Genomic DNA, 18,974 nt, shown 5'->3' with positions numbered 1-18,974 from the left:
GGCACTTTACTTCTTAGTAACGATAGTGCTCGGGCTTGTACGGGCCGGCGACGTCCAGATCCAGGTACTCAGCCTGGTCCTTGGTCAGTTCAGTCAACTCCACACCGAGGGCGTCCAGGTGCAGGCGGGCCACCTTTTCGTCCAGGACCTTCGGCAGGACATAGACCTGGTTTTCGTACTCGCGCTCTCCCTCGGGCTGGTCCTTCTTGGTCCACAGCTCGATCTGGGCGATGGTCTGGTTGGCGAACGAGTTGCTCATCACGAAGGACGGGTGCCCCGTGGCGTTGCCCAGGTTCAGCAGGCGGCCTTCGGAGAGGACAATGATGGACCGCTCGGCGTCAGTCCCCGCTTCGAAAACCCATTCGTGGACCTGCGGCTTGATCTCCACCTTCTTGATGCCGGGGATCCTGGCGAGTCCGGCCATGTCGATCTCGTTGTCGAAGTGGCCGATGTTGCCCACAATGGCCTTGTTCTTCATGCCCGCCATGTGCTCGGCCATGATGACATCCTTGTTGCCGGTGGTGGTGATGAAGATATCGCCTGTGGCCAGGACGGATTCAAGCTTGGCCACCTGGTAGCCGTCCATCGCAGCCTGCAATGCGCAGATGGGGTCGATCTCGGTGACGATGACGCGCGAACCCTGGCCGCGCAGTGCCTCCGCTGCGCCCTTGCCGACGTCGCCATAGCCACAGACGACGGCGACCTTGCCGCCCATGAGCACGTCCGTTGCACGGTTGATGCCATCCGGCAGTGAGTGCCGGATTCCGTACTTGTTGTCGAACTTGCTCTTGGTGACGGAGTCGTTGACATTGATGGCGGGGAAGAGCAGCTTGCCCTGTTCAGCCAGCTGGTACAGGCGGTGCACACCGGTGGTGGTTTCTTCGCTGACGCCCTTGATGGTGGCGGCCGTGCGGGTCCACTTGTGCGGGTCCGCTGCGAGTGAGCGGCGAAGGACGTCAAGGAAGATGCCGTACTCTTCCGAATCGGTGGGGTCGGCGGAGGGGACGTTGCCCACTGCCTCGAATTCGGCGCCCTTGTGCACCAGCATGGTGGCGTCTCCGCCGTCGTCCAGGATCATGTTGGGGCCAAGTTCAGGGTTCGTTTCCGCGCCCGGCCAGGTGAGGATCTGCTCGGCAGTCCACCAGTACTCCTCCAGGGTTTCGCCCTTCCAGGCGAACACGGGAACGCCCTGGGGGTCCTCCACCGTGCCCTTACCGACCACTACAGCGGCGGCGGCCTCATCCTGCGTGGAGAAGATGTTGCAGGAAGCCCAGCGGACCTCGGCACCCAGTGCCGTGAGGGTTTCAATCAGCACCGCGGTCTGCACCGTCATATGCAGTGATCCTGCGATCCGCGCACCCTTCAGCGGCTGGGTGGGTCCGAACTCCTCGCGGAGGGACATCAGGCCGGGCATTTCGTGCTCTGCCAGGCGGATCTGGTGCCTGCCGGCCTCGGCCAGTGAGATATCGGCAACTTTGTAATCAAAAGCCATGGGTGAATCCTTTACTCTGCCCGGCGGTGGCCGGGTCCTGCTTGCGGCGCCCGGCCCGGGAGCCGCGGCGTGGATGCCTGTGGTGTGGTTCTGTCGGAGGGCTAAGCGGGTGTGCCGGCGGCTGGGTCGTGCTGGTCTGAACCCGCCGCAGTCGCTGCTGCCAGCAGTTCGGGCGGAAGAAGGAGGGGGATGCCGTCCTCGATGGCGTAGCGGGGCTTCACTCCGGATTCGTCCGCAACGGCTGCAACAAGTTCCTCGCCGTCCTGGATCAGGGACGCCCCTGTCACGGGGCAACGCAGGATGGACAGGAGTTCAGGACTGATCTTTGGCATTACTCATGCTCCCTGGCGGGCGCGCTGGCGCCGGTAGCGGACGGAATTGCAGCTTCCAGCCTACCGCCAGATGCCCGTCAGGACGGTTCCCGCAGTACGCGGAGGTGGCCCCTGCGGGTGCCTTCCGCCCCGGCCGGTGCTTCCAGTGCCGAATGGGGGCCGCGTTTGCCGGACGTCGGCTGGGTCTGGACAGGCAGGGCAGCGGCATCGCGGACCGCATTGGCCAGGGCCAGGAGGTCATCCGGTCCCGGTTGCTGCGGAGTGGAGGGCATGGCCAGGCGCAGAACCTCCCAGCCCCGCGGGACCGTGAGGGAATCGGCGTGCTGCTCGCACAGATCGTAACAGTGGGGCTCGGCGTAGGTGGCCAGCGGCCCAAGGACCGCGGTGGAATCCGCGTAGACGTACGTCAGGGTAGCTACCGCTGACTGGCGGCACGCAGATCTTGAACACTGACGGATAGCTCCCACGACATCACAGACTACTCCGTGCAGGCTGCAAAACCCTGCATTGTTGCCCCGGGTCGACGCGCCCTCAGGTGGGCGGGCCATGTGTCGCGTAAATCCTCGCCCGGGTTTACAGTCAATGTATGCAGTCATCGAACCATGAATCAGGCTTTACGGTCCGGTTGGCTGAGCCGGATACCCGCATGGACCAGCGCACGGCGTCCCCGGGCAAAAGCTTTATGATGCGCCGCCGAAACCGTCACGGGCGGGGTCTTCGGGGTGAAGTGATGCTCCCCACCCATCCTGGTTACCGCACACGGTCGGACCGCTTTGATGACATGGTGCTGGACTCCGCGCAACGGCTGCACGACATCTGGGGCAAGACCCTGGATGGCGTCCGCTTTGGCGTCGACGAAATCCCGCCGGACCTGGAGCAGTTGGCGGCGAATGCAGCCACTCCCCCGATGGGTTCCTACACCCCTGCCACCGGCGAGGACGGGCCGATGATTACCGTCTACCGGCGCGTGGTTGAGCAGGCGTGCGGGAGCGTCGAGGAACTCCAGGACCTGGTCCATGACGTGGTGGTGGAGCATACGGCTGAAATGCTGGGTGTTGCCCCGGAAACCCTCGATCCGGTGTACCGGCGCAGGTACTGAGACCGGCATCTCCAACTCCTTGCCCCGCTGCATCAGCAGGGTCCCGTACCGGAGTTGCGGGCTCAGTAACTCAGGGTGACGGGCACCGTTTCCTGGCCCGCTGCTGCAGGCAGGAAGGCAAGGGAGGAGACGTCGTCCCTTCCGTCCTGCTGCAACAGCAGGGCCCCGTAGGCGGCGTCGCCGGAAGCCGACACCACGTAGCCCACGACGTCGGACTCCTCAACCTTTTCGGGAATGGTGATGGACGCCGTCGTTCCGCCGGCGATATCGGCGGTGGATGGCGCCCCGACTTTGCCGTTGGCAGTGATGGCCGAATAGGTGATGGTGGCGCGGTTGTCGAGAGCGCCGAAAACCAGGTGGCGCTGACCCCCCTCTGGAACGGGGACCACGTGCTGGCTGCCCAGCCTGACTCCTGATGCCGCCCACGCGACGTCCGCTGCCTTGGTGTCCTGGAGGCCGCGGGTGACCCGGGTAGCGGCCACGAAGGTGACATCCGATGAGGCAACCACAGTGTAATGGCCGGCCGGGACGCCGGTCAGCGGGATTTCCGTGACGGTGCCCGCTTTGGCAGTCATGACTCCCCCATTGGGCAATGCCTTCTGGCCGTCGCGCCCGTAGAGCTTGACCTCCACCACGGCGTCTGAAGGGCCGGGCACGGTGAGCTGCAGGGCGGGACCTGCGTCCTCGTACCCCGGTCTCCCGGTGAGCGCCGCTACCTGGCCCGGGTCCTGGATATCAACGCCGGTCATGACCTGCCGGACGGCCGGCGCTGCTCCGGGTGCGATGAAGTCCACGCCGCCAGGGGTCAGGCCCCGGAGGACACTCTGCTGAATCACGGCTGCAACAGGGCCTCCGGCGCTGCGCACGTGCACGCTCAGCTGGCCCTCCCCCGGAGCCAGGCCGGCCAGAACCACCGGCCGCGATGTACCGGGCGCCACTAGAAGTCCCCGGCTGCCGGGTGCTTGGATTTGCCCGCCGGACCCGAACAGCTCCAGGCTGACCGTGGCCGGTGTGGTGGAAGCGTTAGTCAGAACAAGCACGGACGTACGGCCCACAGTGGTACCCGCGCCAGCCAACCATTGATCGTTGGATGGCTGCAAGCAGTTGGCCGCTGCGGTGCCCTGCAGGTCGCCGTCCGTTGCCGTGAACTTCATGGCCGCTGCGGCCGAAGCCTTCTGGCTTGCCAGGGGGTCGGCGCTGAGGACGCTCACCTGGTCAACGGACCGGCCGGCCACCACACCTGCGAGAATTTCCTGGGAATTGCCCGCGGCACTGGGCTGGGCCTGCTCCTTGGCGATCTCGACGGCTGTTGTTCCGCGCAGGTCCGACAGCCGGCTGGCCGGCAGCACTCCACCGGCACTGAGTACTGCCCCGGTAACCGAACTGGCGGCAGTTGCGGACTTGGGGCTGAATTGCGGATCGGTGCCCGCGTCAGTGCCTTCAAGGAGCCGGGCAGGGCCTGGACAGACTCCGACGCTGCTGCCGGCAGGAACTGCCGACACCCCGGCCGGTACGGTACGGCTGGAAACAGGCTGCGGGAGTACGGAGCCGGCTGCCACCACGGCTCCTGCACCGGCGATGATGACGGCGGCGGACGCCAGGCTGGAAAACAACGCATTCCGTCCCTTGGCGGCGGGGCGCTTCGACGGCTCGGGGCTTCCCTGGGTTTCGTCGCCGGCGGCGCCGCTTCCCTCTGGTGCCTCCGCTGACATGGAAGTGTTATGCATTCTGGTGTTCCTTACGCAGCGAGCCTTCGTCCCGGGAAAGACCCGTCCTCTGGCGCCGGGCAGGCATCGGCACCGCGAGCATCACCGTCAGTCCGATGACGATGGCCTGGGCGATCCCGGACCACAGGGCCCACGGGTTTTCGTATCGCACGGTCAGGTGGCCCGCCGAGGCCGGAAGGGTGAAAGCCTGGGACCATCCGGACGTTGTGGCTGTCAGCCTGCGGCCGTCCAGCCACGCACTCCAGCCGGGATCTGACCGTTCCGCCAGCACCACCAACCGGCCCTCCGGGCCCTCAGGAACAGCAGCATCAACGTCGTCGTACCCTGAAGGGACCAGCGCGATGGCGGCGCCGCCCGGGTCGACAACCCGCACGCGGTGGGCAACATCCGCTGCTTCGAGCACAGGCTGGTTCCGCGGGGAGATCCGCCACAGCCAGCCGACGTCGGTCTGCCCCACTGCAATAAGCCCGGGTACCGCGTCCATCCTGCTGGCAGTGAGCTGGGCGGCTGTGTCTGCTGCCCGAAGAACCACAAAGCCGGCGCCGAGCTGTTCCAGGTCGCTCCGGGGGTCCACGCCCTGGCCGGCCACCAGCGTTGCCACCACGCGACGGACCGCGGCAGTGACGTCGTCGTCATCGCGCACTGTTTCCGATCCCGGACGACCGAGGATGTTGCGCGCGGAGGCGATGGCCGAGAGGCTATCGAGCGTTGTTCCCGCGCCGCGCATCAGGGAAGCGTTATACGTGCCGTTCTCACCGGTGCTGATCAAGAGCGTGCGCGTCTGTTCAGGCCCGGTTCCGCGGTCGGTGGCCGTGGCCGGGAGAATGCGAATGCCGGCAGCATCCACGAGGCGGGGCGTGCCCAGGGCAGCGGAAGCCGGTGGCATTTGGGCCGTCGCAACAGAGGGACGGAGGATGTTCTGCGCAGACCAGGCAGCCATTCCTGCAAGGGGTCCGGCAAGCAGGAGCACCATGCCGAATGCTGTCGCTGACTGCAGGGCCGTCTTGTGTTTCAGGCTGCGGGCCGCCGCCGCGTTTGCCATTCCCAGGAGCCGTTCTGCTCCCAAGAGGCCGGCACCCAGCAGGGCGAACGCTGCTGCAGAAACCGCCGGTCCGGGGAAGGAAGCCACCATGGAGTCGGCATTCATGCCGACAGCCACATGCCCTGCGAGCCAGCCTCCGGCCAGGGCAACAGTGGCGACAATCCACAGGGACCTGGCAGTACGGGCCCGGTTACCGGGCAGGCATATGCCCGCCACTGCCAGGAGCAGGACGGGGACGGCAAGAAGGAGGACCAGCAACAGGGCCCACGGCACGGTGCCGGCTGCAAAATATGGCAGTCCGGCCAGCCCGCCGTTTGAATCGAATTCAAGCGGCTGGCCAAGCAGCTGCTGCCATAGCGGAGCGGCGTCGAAGCCCAGGGGGACGCCGGGATCAGCCAGCAGGGCCCGGGGCCTGTCCAGGGCTGAAAGGCCGAACGGGATGAACAGGGCGGCGGTGGGCAGCAATGCCCACCACACCGTCCGGCCGCGGCGGCCGAGCAGGAGCCCGCAAAGAACGATCACCACTGTGGCCGGTATCAGCAGGGACGGCGCGGATGCGGTGACAACAGCCAGCGCCAGGCCGGCCGCCGCTGCCGACGTCCAGGACGGCATTCCATTGATCCCTGGTTTGAGCGGGGGCCGGTCGGTGAAACGGCGGTCACCCGGAGCCGGCAGCTGGAAGCGGCCTTGCCCTACCGCGGAGCCGGTGGCCCGCAGCAGGGCCAGGGCGACCAGTGGAATCATGATGTGCGCAATAAGGGCCCCGGCCCGGCCCTGGTTGAGGGCCACCTGCAGGGCCGGGGCAGCCGCCCAGAAAAGTGCTGCTGCCAGGCGGAGCCGGCGGCGTACTGTCAGTCCGCCTGCCGCAAACCACGCCGTCAGGCCGGACAGCGGCGTGCTGAGCAGCAGCAGCCAGACCATGGCGGCATTGGCGTCACCGCCGCCCAGAACGCCCAGGATCCAAAGGACGTAGCCGAAAGGGTCCCCGCGGCCCGGAAGCCCGGCACCCAGCGAGACCCACCAACTGGACGCATGGTGCCAGATGTCGCCCAGGCCGCTTGAAACGGGAATGAGCGCCCCGCCCGACACACCAGGGGCACCGAAGAGTCCGGTCAAACCCAGGAGGGAGGTGACGGACGCAACGATTACCGCGGCCAGGGCACCATTGCCCACCCAGCCACGCTTGCTGGTGGCAAGCGCCGCGAAGTCATCTGATGCGTCTCCGCTGGGCTGGTGTGCCAGAGGGTCCTGCACAAGGTCGTCCACAGGGCTGCCGTCCGAGCCCAGGGCCTCCATCAGGGAGCGTCGATGGCTCCATACCTCACGGCGGGGTGTCTGGAGCTTCCGGATGACGGACCGGCGGATCCGGCGCGTCTTCCGGGCGTTCGCCCTTGCCCTCATCACGGCGCGGGGCCGGGCCAGCGCTGCAAAGGTCGCACCAAGCTGCGTGATACCGTGCGCGGGATCCTTTACGGCGATACTCAACACCAGTTTGAAAATGCTGCCGAGAAGGGCAGCCGCGCCGTGGACGGGCACCATCCACAGCGGCGCGTGCTTCAGCCGCAGGTGGACCTGGGCCTTCCGCGCTGCGGCAGCGTTACCCAGCGCGTGCGGCCGGTGCGCGACGTGGAACATCCTGGCCGCGGGGACAACCACCACGCGGTGTCCGGCCAGGCGGTTGCGCCAGCAGAAATCGACGTCGTCTCCGCTTCCGGGCAGGGCGGAATCAAAACCGCCGAGTTGTTCCCAGATGTCGCGGCGCACCAGCATTCCGGCGGAATTCACGGCAAAGGTATCGGTGCGGCCGTCGTATTGCCCCTGGTCAAGTTCGTCAGCGTCGATCAGGGTCAGCCGCTCCGCCCAGCGGCTGGTTGAAAGGCCGACGTCCACCAGCTTGCGGCCCTCGTGCCAGTCCAACTGCTTACAGCCGGCAACTGTCACGGACGGTGCCCGTTCGACCGCGAGGAGAAGTTCGGCGAGGGCTTCAGGAGCCGGCGCGGCGTCGTCATGAAGCAGCCAGATCCACTCTGACCTGCCGGTGCCGTGATCTCCATCCCAAGGGGCGAGTTGGGCAAGGCCGGTGGATACCGCGGCGCCCATTCCACTCTTCCCGCGGTGGCTTACGACGTGTGCCCCGCCAAGGGCCTGCTCAAGGAGGACTTTGGAATTGTCGCGGGACCCGGTATCGACGCCGATGGCGTAGTCCGCGGGCCGGGTCTGGTCCGCCAGGGCTGCCAGGGTTCTGGGGAGATAATCACTGCCGTTGTGGGCGACCACAACGGCAGTGACGTGAACATCCTGATGAATTAGATTGCTCGCTTCCTTAGCCGCCGGCGCTCACGCTCGGAAAGGCCTCCCCAGATGCCGAACCGTTCGTCGTTGGCCAGGGCGTACTCAAGGCACTGGGACCGCACGTTGCAGGCACCGCAGACCTTTTTGGCGTCACGGGTGGAGCCACCCTTTTCGGGGAAGAACGCCTCGGGGTCGGTTTGGGCGCACAGCGCATCCGTCTGCCAGCCGAGCTCGCCTTCGTCGCCAAAGTCCTGCTGGAAAGGCAGCCCGATCCAAACGGGCTGCGCCGGTCCGGCAGTCAGTTCCATCGGAGGATCGAGCTCGTCCTCGGGGTCCTGCCCGCCGCCCAGGAGTGCTTCATGCGCGGCGAGGAAAGCTGTGGCCTGGTCCTGCAGGAAGTCCTTGTTGTTCGTGTTGAACCGCTCCGCAGCATCAGGATCCGCCGGGTCTACATACCAATCACTGGGCACCCCCCGCGCACGGTATTTGGCCGTTGCCTGACCGGCCACGACGGCATCTTCCTGGATACGCTCTGCTTGCCCCACGGCGACCCTCCTGATGTTGCAGCCTCTGCCTGGATACATGGACACTCGGTTGTGTGCCGGTATTTACGCAGTTGCCTTTAGTTATCTAATTACACGCGTGTAACTAGGGTGAGTCAAGCTGCAGCCGGGATAATAATCACCAGTAGCAGCCAACATGGGGCACGCCACGCCCGGTAATTTTCCCGGCAGGGTGGGATTCCGGCCGACATCGGCGGGTCAGCAGGCGGAAAGCCTCAAAAAACCGCCCGATGGCGCGGAAAATACCCGGCAATTGGATAAATAGCAAGCACGCTTATCATTAGTGTGATAAGTATCACACGACCCGCTGGGGTTTCTGTGGGGCGGGCGGGCTTTGGTGACCTGCTGTGCTGCCGGTGGCAGGATTGAGGCATGACTACCCCGGCAATCGATCTGATGACCAGCCTTCGATCAGGCAACTCCACCGCTCCACGCCTCACCTGGTACGGCCCGGACTCGGAGCGCGTAGAGCTGTCCGGAAAGGTGCTGGACAACTGGGTGGCCAAAACCAGCAACCTCCTCCAGGACGAACTGGACGCCGAACCCGGCATGCGTCTGGCGCTCGACCTGCCTGCGCACTGGAAGGGCATGGTCTGGGCATTGGCCGCTTGGCAGCTCGGCCTTGAGACGGTCCTGGACGGCGGCGGGGCGGACATCCTGGCCACCACCCGGCCGGAGCCGGCAGCAGGAAAGTATGGTGACGTTGTGGCCGTTGCGCTGCCCGCGCTTGCCATGCGCTGGGACGGCGCCCTGCCGGCAGGCTGCCTGGATTACGCAGCGGAAGTGCGCTCCCACGGAGACGTGTTTATGCAGCACGCCGAGGCTGACCCCACGGCGTGCGCGATTGTTGCGCAGGACGGCCGCCGGCACCTCCACCAGGACCTGCTTGACGGGTTCGCAGTCCCCCACGAAGAGGGCGTGCGGTTGCACATCCCGGGGCGGGACGGACTGGAGGCAGCGCTGGCCAACGCGCTGGGCGCGTGGCGGCGCGGGGGTTCCGTGGTGATAACGCACCCCGATGTCGGGCCCACAGACAAGCTGCTCGCGGCGGAACGCATCCACGGCAACTGACCGCTGTTTTGCTGCTTGGCCTACTTCTGGGGCTGGGCCGGGTCCTCCGTGAGGGGCTCGGGCTCCGCCACACCGGCGCCATCGCCGGTGTCCCTGCTGCCGTGGTGGTGGAGTTCGATGAGCTCGTGGTCGTGTGAGAACTCCGGTTCCTGGTCCAGTTCCTTGTTGAACACCAGGAACCGGTAGGCAAAGAACCTGACCACAGTGGCCACCAGGATGCCTGCTACTCCCGCGAAGAAGAGCATGTTCTTGTCCGTGACGCCCAGGCCATATTTGGCAAGGGCAGTGAAGCCTGTGGAGATGCCGATGCCTATCCCGTTGATGAGGATGAACATCAGGAACTCGCGGAGCACGTTGTCCTGCCGCCGGTGCCGGAAGGTCCAGAGGCGGTTCGCTATCCAGGAAAAGATCGTTGCCACGGACGCGCCCACAAAGCGCGCCTTGGCCTCGCTGTCCGTCATTGGGCCGTGCATGAGGTAATACGTCATGCCGTTGTCGATGACGAAAGCCACACCGCCGACGGCGCCGAACTTGGCCACTTCACGCCAAAATAGCGAGGCGAGCCCCCGGATGCGATCTGCAAGCGTGCTAAACATGACCCTCCATGGCCGTTGAACGATGGGCCACACGGCCAGAGGTCCATTTTAGCCCGTCAAATTCCTGTAGCGGTCCGGCAACTACCCCTAATGCCGTGCCACAGAACGGTCCGGGAGCCCAAAAAACCACTCAGGTAGGCAGGGAACGCGGGATCCGAGCCGGTCTTCGGTAGGCTGGCCCATGTGACTTTTCCAGTAATAGGTGTAGTTGGCGGCGGCCAGCTTGCGCGAATGATGGCCCCAGCCGCAACCGCACTCGGCTTCGAACTCCGCGTCCTTGCCGAAGGCGACGACGTTTCAGCCGTCTCGGCAGTGCCTTCCTCACCGGTGGGCGACTATAAGGACCTGCAGATCCTCCTGGAGTTCTCCGAGGGCCTGGACGTCATGACCTTTGACCACGAGCATGTTCCAACGGCCCATCTCCGGGCGCTTCAGGAAGCCGGCGTAAACGTCCAGCCCGGCCCCGATGCCCTGGTCCATGCGCAGGACAAGCTGGTAATGCGCGCCGCCATTGACCGGCTGGAACTTCCCAACCCCGCCTGGGCTTCGGTGGCGGACGTGGCCGCGCTTATCAGCTTCGGGGAGGACACCGGATGGCCTGTGGTCCTGAAGACTCCCCGCGGCGGCTACGACGGCAAAGGTGTCCGGATTATTTCCTCCGCGGAGGAGGCTGCCGAAACCACTGAATGGTTTGAGGCCATGAGTCCCCTCCTGGCGGAGGCAAAAGTTGACTTCACCCGCGAGCTTTCCGCCTTGGTTGCCAGGACGCCCGACGGCGAAGCCCGGGCCTGGCCCGTGGTGCACACCATCCAGGTTGACGGAGTCTGCGACGAAGTCATCGCCCCTGCCCTGGACATTCCGGTAGAGGTTGCGGCCGCCGCAGAGGATGCTGCCTTGCGGATAGCCCAGGAACTGGGCGTGACAGGGGTCCTCGCGGTGGAACTCTTCGAAACCCCGGGCATCGGCGCAGGATTCCTCATCAATGAACTTGCCATGCGCCCGCACAACACCGGGCACTGGACACAGGACGGGTCGGTCACCAGCCAGTTCGAACAGCACCTTCGCGCGGTCCTTAACCTCCCGCTGGGTGCCACCGATGTGCTGGGTCCGGTAGTGGTGATGAAGAACTTCCTGGGCGGCGACAACCAGGACCTCTTTTCCGCCTTCCCGCTGGCGCTGGCCAGCGAGCCGGCGGCCAAGGTGCACTGCTACGGCAAGTCGGTGCGCCCCGGCCGAAAGATCGGCCACGTTAACCTGGTGGGCTCGTCTACAACAGAGGTTGATTCCGTTCGACGCCGTGCAGGCACCGTAGCGGGCATCATCCGGGACGGGCGGGTACCTGTCGAAGAACCGCCAGCAATTTTTGAGGAGAAAGCATGAGTCCCGAAGCCACCCCCGCCCCCGGTCCCGCCGGCAACCCGCTGGTGGGCCTGGTGATGGGATCGGACTCGGACTGGCCGGTCATGGAAGCAGCGGCTGACGCCCTGGCAGAGTTCGGCATTCCGTTCGAAGCTGACGTTGTGTCCGCCCACCGGATGCCTACGGAAATGATCCGCTACGGCCAGACAGCGCACGAGCGCGGGCTGAGGGTGATTATCGCCGGCGCCGGCGGTGCCGCCCATTTGCCGGGGATGCTGGCCAGCGTCACTCCACTCCCCGTAATCGGAGTGCCGGTCCCGCTGAAGACCCTTGACGGTATGGACTCCCTGCTCTCCATCGTTCAGATGCCTGCCGGCGTTCCCGTGGCCACGGTTTCCATCGCCGGAGCCCGTAATGCGGGCCTCCTGGCGGTCCGAATGCTCGCAGCAGGCACCGATGAGCTTGCGGCATCACTGCGCGCCGACCTCCTCGAATTCGCCGCAGACCTCAATGCCGTGGCTGCCCGCAAGGGAGCCAACCTGCGGCAGAAGGTCAGCGAGGTTTTCGCCGAAGGCAACGGTCCGCTCCGGGGCAGCCGTTAGGAAGGCGGCCATGACCAGCAGCAAGGTCCAGCAGTCCCTTTCCGGCGCAGCGCTCACCGACCCCGTCCGCTATCCGGCCAGTGCTTCCTTTCCAGTCCGGACCAAGCGCGGCTTCGTCCTTGTGCTTCTGACCCTCCTGGTCCCAGGCAGCGCGCAGCTTGTGGCCGGGGACCGTAAACTGGGCCGCGCGGCATTGAGGGTGACGCTCTGTGTCTGGGCAGCCCTGGTGCTTGCGGTGCTCCTGCTGCTGCTCAACCGAACCCTGCTCATCAACATCATCACCAACCCCTTCGCCTCGCTGGCACTGGTGATCCTGCTGGTGGCACTCGCTGCCGGCTGGGCAATCCTGTTTATCAACACCCTGCGGCTCATCCGCCCGGTCCTGCTGGCGCCGCAGGCGCGGCCCGCCGTCGTGATTGCCCTGGTATTGGCGATGGTCCTTGGCAGCGGCTCCCTTGGTTACGCTGCGTACCTGCTCAATGTGGGACGGAACGCGATCGGCAGCATCTTCTCCTCCGGCCCCGCCATCGACCCGGTGGAGGGCCGCTACAACTTCCTGATGATGGGAGGCGATGCCGGTGAGGACCGAACCGGCAGGCGCCCGGACAGCCTGTCCGTCCTCAGCGTGGACGCCGAAACGGGCCAGACCGCGATCATCTCCGTACCGCGTAACCTGCAGAATGCCCAGTTCAGCGAGGACTCCCCCATGCGCACCGTCTATCCGGACGGCTACAACTGCGGGGATGAGTGCCTGATCAATGCCATCAACACTGAAGTGACCAACGAGTACGCCGACCTTTACCCCGGCGTGGCCGACCCCGGTGCGCAGGCAACCCTTGAAGCCGTCTCCGGAACGCTGGGGATTACTGTCCAGGCGTACGTTTTGGTGGACATGCAAGGCTTCTCCTCCCTCATCGACGCCATGGGCGGCATCAGGATCAAGGCCGGCGGCTGGGTTCCCATGAGCGGCTTCTTCGACGATTTCAGCCAGACGCACGGTATGCCCCTCGGGTGGATCCCGGCCGGGGAGCAAACGCTTAATGGAGACCAGGCGCTGTGGTACGGGCGGTCGCGCGAGTATGTGGACGATTACTCCCGCATCCAGCGCCAGCAATGCGTGCAGCAGGCCATGCTGAAGCAGCTGGATCCCGCCACGCTGCTGGCCAAGTTCGAGGACATCGCCAACGCGGGAACCAAGGTGGTGGAATCCAACGTCTCCTCGTCCCAGTTGGGCAGCTTCGTGGACCTCGCCATCAAGGCGAAAGGCCAGGACGTCAAACGGCTCACCATCGGCCCGCCGGATTTCGATGCCTCCTTCTCCACGGTTCCGGACTTCGATGAGATCCACGCCCGGGTGAACGAATTACTGGCATCGGCGTCCGCACAGGGGGCACAGTCGGCAGGAGTTCCCGACGACGCCATAGTGGTCCCGGCCGCAGGCGCCGGGCCTGTCCAGGCGGCCGGAGCCTCGCCCGCCACCCTGCTGGCAGGCGGCACCGCAACACAGCAGCCCACGCCGTCGGACTTTGTCCCGGTGACCACCACTCCCGACGGCGAGCCGATTACGGAAGAGATGCTGACCCAGCTCAAGCGCGAAGGAAACGAGGAGGCCATCCGGCAGCTCGTGGCCACGAACGGCCAATGCGCGCCGTTGTAGCCGGCATCCACATCAGACCTACCTAGGAAACGGACACTGCCTTGTACGAGATTGATAATGTCCTCCGGGACTATGCCTGGGGATCGACGACGGCGATCGCCGCCTTGCTCGGGCGACCAGAGTCTGGCGGACCGGAAGCAGAGTTGTGGATTGGCGCGCACCCGGACTCACCATCCATGGCCCACGTGCCCGATGACGGGTCCACGGTCACCCTCGATGCCCTGATCGCGGGCGACCCGGAGCATTTCCTCGGCGCGGACTCCGTGGTGCGGTTTGGTCCGCGGCTGCCGTTCCTTGCCAAGATTCTGGCGGCTGCCCAGCCGCTCTCCCTGCAGGTCCACCCAAGCCTGGAGCAGGCGAAGGCGGGCTTCGCACGGGAGAACGCCCAGGGCCTCGCCGCCGACGCCCCCAATCGGAATTACCGGGATGACAACCACAAGCCCGAGATGATTCTTGCCCTGACGCCGTTTGAGGCCTTATGCGGTTTCCGCCCGGCGGGCCAGGCCCGGGAGATCCTGCAGCACGTTGCGGCAGCCTTTGACGCCGTGGAGGGCGAGCCGCCCGCGCTGATCAGCTCGCTGCTGGCGGATCTTGAGGACAGCAACGAAGGCGCCGGTTTGCGGAAGGCCTTCGAGCGCCTGATCTCCGGCGGCACATCCGTGGCTGAGGACACGGCCCTGGTGGTGGCCGCGCTGCTTTCCGGAACCCCGATGGCTCCCTACGACGCCGAACTTTCCACGGCCATCAGCCTTAATGAGAAATACCCTGGAGATCCGGGAGTCCTGATCTCGCTGCTGCTGAACCGTATCTCGCTTGAGCCGGGTGAAGCGGTCTACCTGCCGGCCGGGAACGTCCACGCGTATCTGCATGGCCTCGGCGTTGAGGTCATGGCGTCCTCTGACAACGTCCTGCGGGGCGGACTCACCCCAAAGCACATTGATGTCCCCGAACTGCTGCGGACCATCGATTTCCACCCCGTGGCCGTGCCGATGCTTGAGCCCGAGCGGACCGTAATGGACCAGGAACTCTTCCGCCCGCCTTTCGAGGAGTTCCAGCTGCAGCGCATTGAACTTACTCCCGACGCCGGCCCCGTCCCGCTGGCACAGTCCGGCGCAGCAGTGGTGATCGTGGTTGCCGGAAACGTCTACCTGGATTCTCCCAAGGGCGACCTCCAGCTTTCCCGGGGCGGGAGCGCTTTCCTGGCTGCCGCCGAGGCGCCCGTCAATGTTCATCCGGTAGCCGGCAGCACCGAACCTGCACTGGCATTCGCTATCACTACCGGGTTGCGGGAGGGTCTCGCCCGCGCCTAGCAAAAGGGCGACGACGGCACCATGGCGGGTGCCGTCGTCGCCCTTGTTCCTGACGCTGCCCTGACGCTCTCCTGGCGCTGCCAGCTGTCCTGCCGCTGGCAGCTTTCCTGCCGCTGCTAGCTGCCCGGGCGCACCCTCTGGATCAGGGGCCGGACCCTCCCGGCAGCAGTCTTCAGGAGACGGCGTGCGGTTTGGAGTCCGCGGCGTGCCAGGGGCATGGCCTGCGCATATGCCGGGTACAGCGGGGAGAGCGGCTTCTCCCAGGTTCCCAGGAGCATGTTCTCGTGCTTCGCGAACTGCTTCTTGAAGTCGGAGATGCCGTCATTGAGGAGGCCGTTGAAGTCATAACGTCCGCAGCCGTCCTCGCGCATGGCCTGCAGGGCTGCCCATTTCACGCCGTAATTGACCCGCTGCTTCTGCCCTTCCGCGGAGACACCGCCGTACAGCTCGAAAGCGGTCGAACCGCTCTTGGCGAGCCAGACGAAGGCCAGCAACTGCTCGCCGTCGAAGGCCCCGATAATGGGTGAGCCATCCCCCATGTTCCGGAAGATGTCCCGGTAGTACTGGTCCTCGTGGATCCCGAACCCGGCGCGTTCGGCCGTCTCGTGGTAGATCGCGAGCACCTGCTCAAGTTCGGCGTCATTCTTCACCTTGCGGAACTCCACGTCGCTGCGCATCGCCTTGCGGATGTTCGCACGCGTGGACTTGGACATGTCAGCCATGAGTTCGTCATCGGACCTGGTGAGGTCAAGGATCAGCGTGCGCGGGATCAGTACCGTATTGGTGGATGAACGGAACCCTGCATCTTTCACCGCGGCCGCGTACGGCGAGTCCTCGTCCCAGTCCGGTTCAATGCTGAGGGCCACTCCGCGGTGGCGGGCGGCGGCGTGCCCGGCAAGGCTGTCGAGGACCGCCTGCGCATTCTCCGGCGGACACATGGGCCCGCGGGGAATGTAGACCAGTGCGCGGAAGGGCAGCGGCAGCCGCCGGATCAGCAGCTGGGCGCAGCCGATGGTGTTGCCGCCATCGTTCAACAGCACCCGGTCAACGGACCAGCCGTGCATGGCCTTGGTCTCGCCCCAGCCCCAGAGCTGTTGCGGGTGCCCCTGGAACCGGTCGACGTATTCGTCCCAAAGGGCGCGGTCAGTACAGGGCACAACAGCTGGAATCATGGCTTAAACCCTATACCAACGCATTAACGCCAAAGCCCCGGAATGCGCTGGGCGCTCTCCGGGGCTCCATTTGGCGTGGGTGGCCACGGATCAGCTCTTGCGGGCGTAGCCTTCCCACTTGCTGGCCTGGTGTTCGCCGTCAACAAAACGGATGGTGCCGGACTTGGAACGCATCACGATGGACTGGGTCAGGACCTTGTCCTTGGAGTAGCGGACGCCCTTGAGCAGGTCGCCGTCGGTGATGCCGGTGGCAGCGAAGTAGCAGTTGTCGCTGGAGACGAGGTCGTTGGTGGAGAGGACCCGTTCCAGGTCGTGGCCGGCGTCGATGGCCTTCTGCTTCTCTTCGTCGCTGGTGGGCCACAGCCGGCCCTGGATGACGCCGCCCAGCGACTTGATGGCGCAAGCCGCCACGATGCCCTCGGGGGTGCCGCCGATGCCCATCAGGGCGTCCACGCCAGTGCCCGAGCGGGCCGCCGCGATGGCGCCGGCAACGTCACCGTCCATGATGAACTTGGTGCGGGCGCCGGCCTCGCGGATTTCCTCCACCAGCGGGCGGTGGCGGTCACGGTCGAGGATCATAACGTTGAGCTGGTTGACCTTGACGCCCTTGGCCTTGGCGATCAGGTGCAGGTTCTGCTTCACGGGGAGGCGGAGGTCCACCATGTCCGCGGCTTCAGGACCGGTGACCAGCTTCTCCATGTAGAACACGGCGGAGGGGTCGAACATCGATCCGCGCTCGGCCACAGCCAGGACGGCCAGGGCGTTGTTGATGCCCAGTGCGGTGAGCCTGGTTCCATCGATGGGGTCCACTGCCACATCGCATTCCGGACCGGTGCCATCTCCCACGCGTTCGCCGTTGAAGAGCATGGGGGCTTCGTCTTTTTCGCCTTCGCCGATGACCACTACGCCGTTGAAGTGGACGGTCTGAAGGAAGGAGCGCATGGCGTCAACCGCAGCGCCGTCCGCCGTGTTCTTGTCGCCGAAGCCTACCCAGTGTCCGCCGGCGATTGCTGCCGCTTCGGTAACGCGGACGAGCTCGAGGGCAAGGTTGCGGTCCGGCTCATCGTTGCCCACCGCCAGGGAGGGGGAGATCGTGGAGTACTTCTGGGTCATGGACGCTGGTGACACGTGAACCTCTTCTTCGAGTGGCGATCGTTGAACCCGCCCAGCCGGAACAGCCGCGCGGTGATTCCTCTGATATCGATCATAGTCGCGGCACCGGGTTCCGGCTGCGGGATGACGCGGCCGCGCAATGTAGTCCGAGGGTAGTTGCCGGAGCGGCAGCGGCCACGGCGGACCGAGTGTGAGTTGCGGACCGGCATGGGCGACTATAGAGGGGTGAATGAAATGCAGGAAAAGACCAGTCCCTCCCCCGAACCAGCAGGCTCCGGAAGCAACAGCGGATCCAGCGCGGCCGGAGGGCAGGGTCCGGTTAAGCCTGTCATTCCGGCGGCGGCAGCCAAGCGGGCCAACGCCTCGGTGATCGGCATGATCATTGCCCTGGTGCTGAGCATCGCCGCGTTCCTGCCCATCGTCCTGATGAACCCCTCCCCGAAGAGCGACGGCTACCGTCCCAATATCGACGTCAGCGCCGCGGCCCGGAATGCGACGGACGTGGCAGGATTCACGCCGGTAGCGCCGGACACCGGCAACTCCTTCCGGCCTAACTACGCCAGGTGGGAAGGGGGCACGGGAAGCGGCGTGCCTGCATGGGAGGTCGGCTATATCACGCCGAAGGAGTCCTTCATTGGACTGGTCCAGACCCGTACGGCCAACCCCACATGGCTGCTTCAGCAAACGAAAAATGCGCCTGTTACCGGCTCCCGCAACGCGGGCGGCCGGGAATGGGAGCTACGTGATACCGGCAAGGGTGAGAAATCAATGGTGCTTGAGTACCGCGGCACCACTGTCATCCTCACCGGCGCCGCCCCGCTGGACGAGTTCGGCACCCTGGCAGACGCCGTCGTGAAGTCTTTGGACAGCAATCCTGCCGTCACAGTTTCACCTGCGGCCACCACCGCCCCCTAAAGTAAGCAGGGTGACTACCTATCTGACTCCTGCCCTTGCCTGGCGCCGGATGCGCGAAGGAAATGAACGCTTCGTCGCTGGCCAGTCCTCCCACCCGAACCAGGACTCCTCGCGCCGGTCCTCGTTGGTGGAGAACCAGCACCCGTTCGCCGTGATCTTCGGCTGCTCGGACTCCCGGCTCGCCGCCGAGATCATTTTCGACGTCGGACTGGGTGACGTTTTTGTGGTGCGTACGGCCGGGCAGGTTATTGACGACGCCGTCCTCGGCTCGCTGGAGTACAGCGTGGGTGTGCTCGGCGTACCGCTGATCGCCATCCTGGGACACGACAGCTGCGGTGCCGTCAGCGCCACAAAGGCGGCAGTGGACACCGGCGAGATGCCGGCGGGCTTCATTCGCGACCTGGTGGAGCGCATCACGCCGTCGGTCCTCACGTCAATTCGCCAGGACAAGCACGAGGTCAACGACATGGTGGTGGAGCACGTCAAGCAGACATCCAAACGGCTGGTGGACAGCTCACGTGTGATTTCTGACGCAATCGAAAGCGGGCGCACCGCCGTTATCGGCCTCTCGTACAGCCTGGCCGAGGGCCGCGCCAACGTTGTTTCCGGGATCGGCGAGCTCTAGGGCAGGG

Annotated in this window: 17 protein-coding genes; 8 read left to right on the top strand and 9 right to left on the bottom strand. The window is 65.4% G+C overall.

Annotated elements, in window-relative coordinates:
- Window positions 1-13: 13 nt before the first annotated feature.
- The 3 genes from ahcY to G6R19_RS09340 all read right to left on the bottom strand — a co-directional run bounded on the left by ahcY (window position 14) and on the right by G6R19_RS09340 (window position 2,291).
- Window positions 14-1,492 carry an adenosylhomocysteinase gene (ahcY, locus tag G6R19_RS09350; protein ID WP_163164286.1) on the bottom strand — a complete coding sequence of 493 codons (1,479 nt, stop codon included), beginning with the start codon at window positions 1,490-1,492 and terminating at the stop codon, window positions 14-16.
- Window positions 1,493-1,593: 101 nt separating this feature from the next.
- A complete protein-coding gene (locus G6R19_RS09345) occupies window positions 1,594-1,824 on the bottom strand; it encodes a hypothetical protein (RefSeq protein WP_163164285.1) in 231 nt (76 codons plus the stop codon).
- Between the two features lie 77 nt (window positions 1,825-1,901).
- Window positions 1,902-2,291: a DUF3499 domain-containing protein gene (locus G6R19_RS09340; RefSeq protein ID WP_163164284.1), complete on the bottom strand. Its 390-nt coding sequence runs from the start codon at window positions 2,289-2,291 to the stop codon at window positions 1,902-1,904.
- 119 nt (window positions 2,292-2,410) lie between these two features.
- Between G6R19_RS09340 and G6R19_RS09335 the strand changes: the two genes are divergently transcribed.
- Window positions 2,411-2,923, top strand: a complete 513-nt coding sequence (locus G6R19_RS09335) for a metallopeptidase family protein (RefSeq protein ID WP_163164283.1) — start codon at window positions 2,411-2,413, stop codon at window positions 2,921-2,923.
- Between the two features lie 62 nt (window positions 2,924-2,985).
- Here G6R19_RS09335 and G6R19_RS09330 read toward each other — a convergent pair whose 3' ends face one another.
- From G6R19_RS09330 to G6R19_RS09320, 3 genes are read right to left on the bottom strand one after another with little or no spacing between them, the layout of a single operon-like run.
- Entirely contained in the window at window positions 2,986-4,650 is a 1,665-nt protein-coding gene (locus G6R19_RS09330; RefSeq protein WP_163164282.1) for a DUF5719 family protein, read from the bottom strand.
- On the bottom strand, window positions 4,643-7,999 hold the full coding sequence (locus G6R19_RS09325) for a glycosyltransferase (RefSeq protein ID WP_275898061.1): 3,357 nt from the start codon (window positions 7,997-7,999) through the stop codon (window positions 4,643-4,645). Before G6R19_RS09325 ends, G6R19_RS09330 begins: the two co-directional genes overlap by 8 nt.
- Window positions 7,999-8,529, bottom strand: coding sequence for a WhiB family transcriptional regulator (locus G6R19_RS09320; protein WP_163164280.1), 531 nt, complete (start codon window positions 8,527-8,529; stop codon window positions 7,999-8,001). Before G6R19_RS09320 ends, G6R19_RS09325 begins: the two co-directional genes overlap by 1 nt.
- Before the next feature lie 390 nt (window positions 8,530-8,919).
- On the opposite strand from G6R19_RS09320, the gene G6R19_RS09315 reads away from it, so the two are divergent.
- Window positions 8,920-9,618: a TIGR03089 family protein gene (locus G6R19_RS09315; RefSeq protein ID WP_163164279.1), complete on the top strand. Its 699-nt coding sequence runs from the start codon at window positions 8,920-8,922 to the stop codon at window positions 9,616-9,618.
- A gap of 20 nt (window positions 9,619-9,638) precedes the next feature.
- Here G6R19_RS09315 and G6R19_RS09310 read toward each other — a convergent pair whose 3' ends face one another.
- Window positions 9,639-10,214, bottom strand: coding sequence for a GtrA family protein (locus tag G6R19_RS09310; RefSeq protein ID WP_163164278.1), 576 nt, complete (start codon window positions 10,212-10,214; stop codon window positions 9,639-9,641).
- 183 nt (window positions 10,215-10,397) lie between these two features.
- Here G6R19_RS09310 and G6R19_RS09305 point away from each other — a divergent pair, with 183 nt between their 5' ends.
- Genes G6R19_RS09305 through manA form a run of 4 tightly spaced genes read left to right on the top strand, consistent with a single transcriptional unit; the run spans window position 10,398 to window position 15,142 of the window.
- On the top strand, window positions 10,398-11,594 hold the full coding sequence (locus tag G6R19_RS09305; RefSeq protein WP_163164277.1) for a 5-(carboxyamino)imidazole ribonucleotide synthase: 1,197 nt from the start codon (window positions 10,398-10,400) through the stop codon (window positions 11,592-11,594).
- Window positions 11,591-12,175, top strand: coding sequence for a 5-(carboxyamino)imidazole ribonucleotide mutase (gene purE, locus G6R19_RS09300; RefSeq protein ID WP_163164276.1), 585 nt, complete (start codon window positions 11,591-11,593; stop codon window positions 12,173-12,175). The genes G6R19_RS09305 and purE overlap by 4 nt, the downstream gene beginning before the upstream one ends.
- A gap of 10 nt (window positions 12,176-12,185) precedes the next feature.
- Window positions 12,186-13,832: an LCP family protein gene (locus tag G6R19_RS09295; protein WP_163164275.1), complete on the top strand. Its 1,647-nt coding sequence runs from the start codon at window positions 12,186-12,188 to the stop codon at window positions 13,830-13,832.
- 41 nt (window positions 13,833-13,873) lie between these two features.
- The gene (gene manA, locus G6R19_RS09290) at window positions 13,874-15,142 is read left to right on the top strand and encodes a mannose-6-phosphate isomerase, class I (protein WP_163164274.1); all 1,269 of its coding nucleotides are present in this window, start codon (window positions 13,874-13,876) and stop codon (window positions 15,140-15,142) included.
- A 116-nt stretch (window positions 15,143-15,258) separates the two neighbouring features.
- Here manA and G6R19_RS09285 read toward each other — a convergent pair whose 3' ends face one another.
- Both G6R19_RS09285 and glpX read right to left on the bottom strand, forming a co-directional pair.
- Window positions 15,259-16,314: a peptidoglycan bridge formation glycyltransferase FemA/FemB family protein gene (locus G6R19_RS09285; RefSeq protein WP_163164273.1), complete on the bottom strand. Its 1,056-nt coding sequence runs from the start codon at window positions 16,312-16,314 to the stop codon at window positions 15,259-15,261.
- A 90-nt stretch (window positions 16,315-16,404) separates the two neighbouring features.
- A complete protein-coding gene (glpX, locus tag G6R19_RS09280; RefSeq protein WP_176156781.1) occupies window positions 16,405-17,427 on the bottom strand; it encodes a class II fructose-bisphosphatase in 1,023 nt (340 codons plus the stop codon).
- A 234-nt stretch (window positions 17,428-17,661) separates the two neighbouring features.
- On the opposite strand from glpX, the gene G6R19_RS09275 reads away from it, so the two are divergent.
- Window positions 17,662-18,342 (top strand): DUF4245 domain-containing protein, encoded by a 681-nt coding sequence (locus tag G6R19_RS09275; RefSeq protein WP_163164654.1) that lies wholly within the window; start codon window positions 17,662-17,664, stop codon window positions 18,340-18,342.
- A gap of 10 nt (window positions 18,343-18,352) precedes the next feature.
- Complete coding sequence (locus G6R19_RS09270) at window positions 18,353-18,967, top strand: carbonic anhydrase (RefSeq protein ID WP_163164272.1); 615 nt, start codon at window positions 18,353-18,355, stop codon at window positions 18,965-18,967.
- Window positions 18,968-18,974: the final 7 nt, after the last annotated feature.

Source organism: Arthrobacter sp. Alg241-R88 (assembly GCF_900537115.1).
GTDB lineage: Bacteria > Actinomycetota > Actinomycetes > Actinomycetales > Micrococcaceae > Arthrobacter.
This window is presented reverse-complemented; position numbering and strand designations above follow the sequence as displayed.

What these genes read in the sequence shown, in the direction of transcription:
- G6R19_RS09310 (WP_163164278.1), bottom strand. Translation starts at nt 10,214, where the DNA reads ATGTTTAGCACGCTTGCAGATCGCATCCGGGGGCTCGCCTCGCTATTT.
- G6R19_RS09275 (WP_163164654.1), top strand. Translation starts at nt 17,662, where the DNA reads ATGCAGGAAAAGACCAGTCCCTCCCCCGAACCAGCAGGCTCCGGAAGC.
- ahcY (WP_163164286.1), bottom strand. Translation starts at nt 1,492, where the DNA reads ATGGCTTTTGATTACAAAGTTGCCGATATCTCACTGGCCGAGGCCGGC.
- G6R19_RS09335 (WP_163164283.1), top strand. Translation starts at nt 2,411, where the DNA reads ATGCAGTCATCGAACCATGAATCAGGCTTTACGGTCCGGTTGGCTGAG.
- G6R19_RS09295 (WP_163164275.1), top strand. Translation starts at nt 12,186, where the DNA reads ATGACCAGCAGCAAGGTCCAGCAGTCCCTTTCCGGCGCAGCGCTCACC.
- G6R19_RS09345 (WP_163164285.1), bottom strand. Translation starts at nt 1,824, where the DNA reads ATGCCAAAGATCAGTCCTGAACTCCTGTCCATCCTGCGTTGCCCCGTG.
- purE (WP_163164276.1), top strand. Translation starts at nt 11,591, where the DNA reads ATGAGTCCCGAAGCCACCCCCGCCCCCGGTCCCGCCGGCAACCCGCTG.
- glpX (WP_176156781.1), bottom strand. Translation starts at nt 17,427, where the DNA reads ATGACCCAGAAGTACTCCACGATCTCCCCCTCCCTGGCGGTGGGCAAC.
- G6R19_RS09330 (WP_163164282.1), bottom strand. Translation starts at nt 4,650, where the DNA reads ATGCATAACACTTCCATGTCAGCGGAGGCACCAGAGGGAAGCGGCGCC.
- G6R19_RS09315 (WP_163164279.1), top strand. Translation starts at nt 8,920, where the DNA reads ATGACTACCCCGGCAATCGATCTGATGACCAGCCTTCGATCAGGCAAC.
- G6R19_RS09285 (WP_163164273.1), bottom strand. Translation starts at nt 16,314, where the DNA reads ATGATTCCAGCTGTTGTGCCCTGTACTGACCGCGCCCTTTGGGACGAA.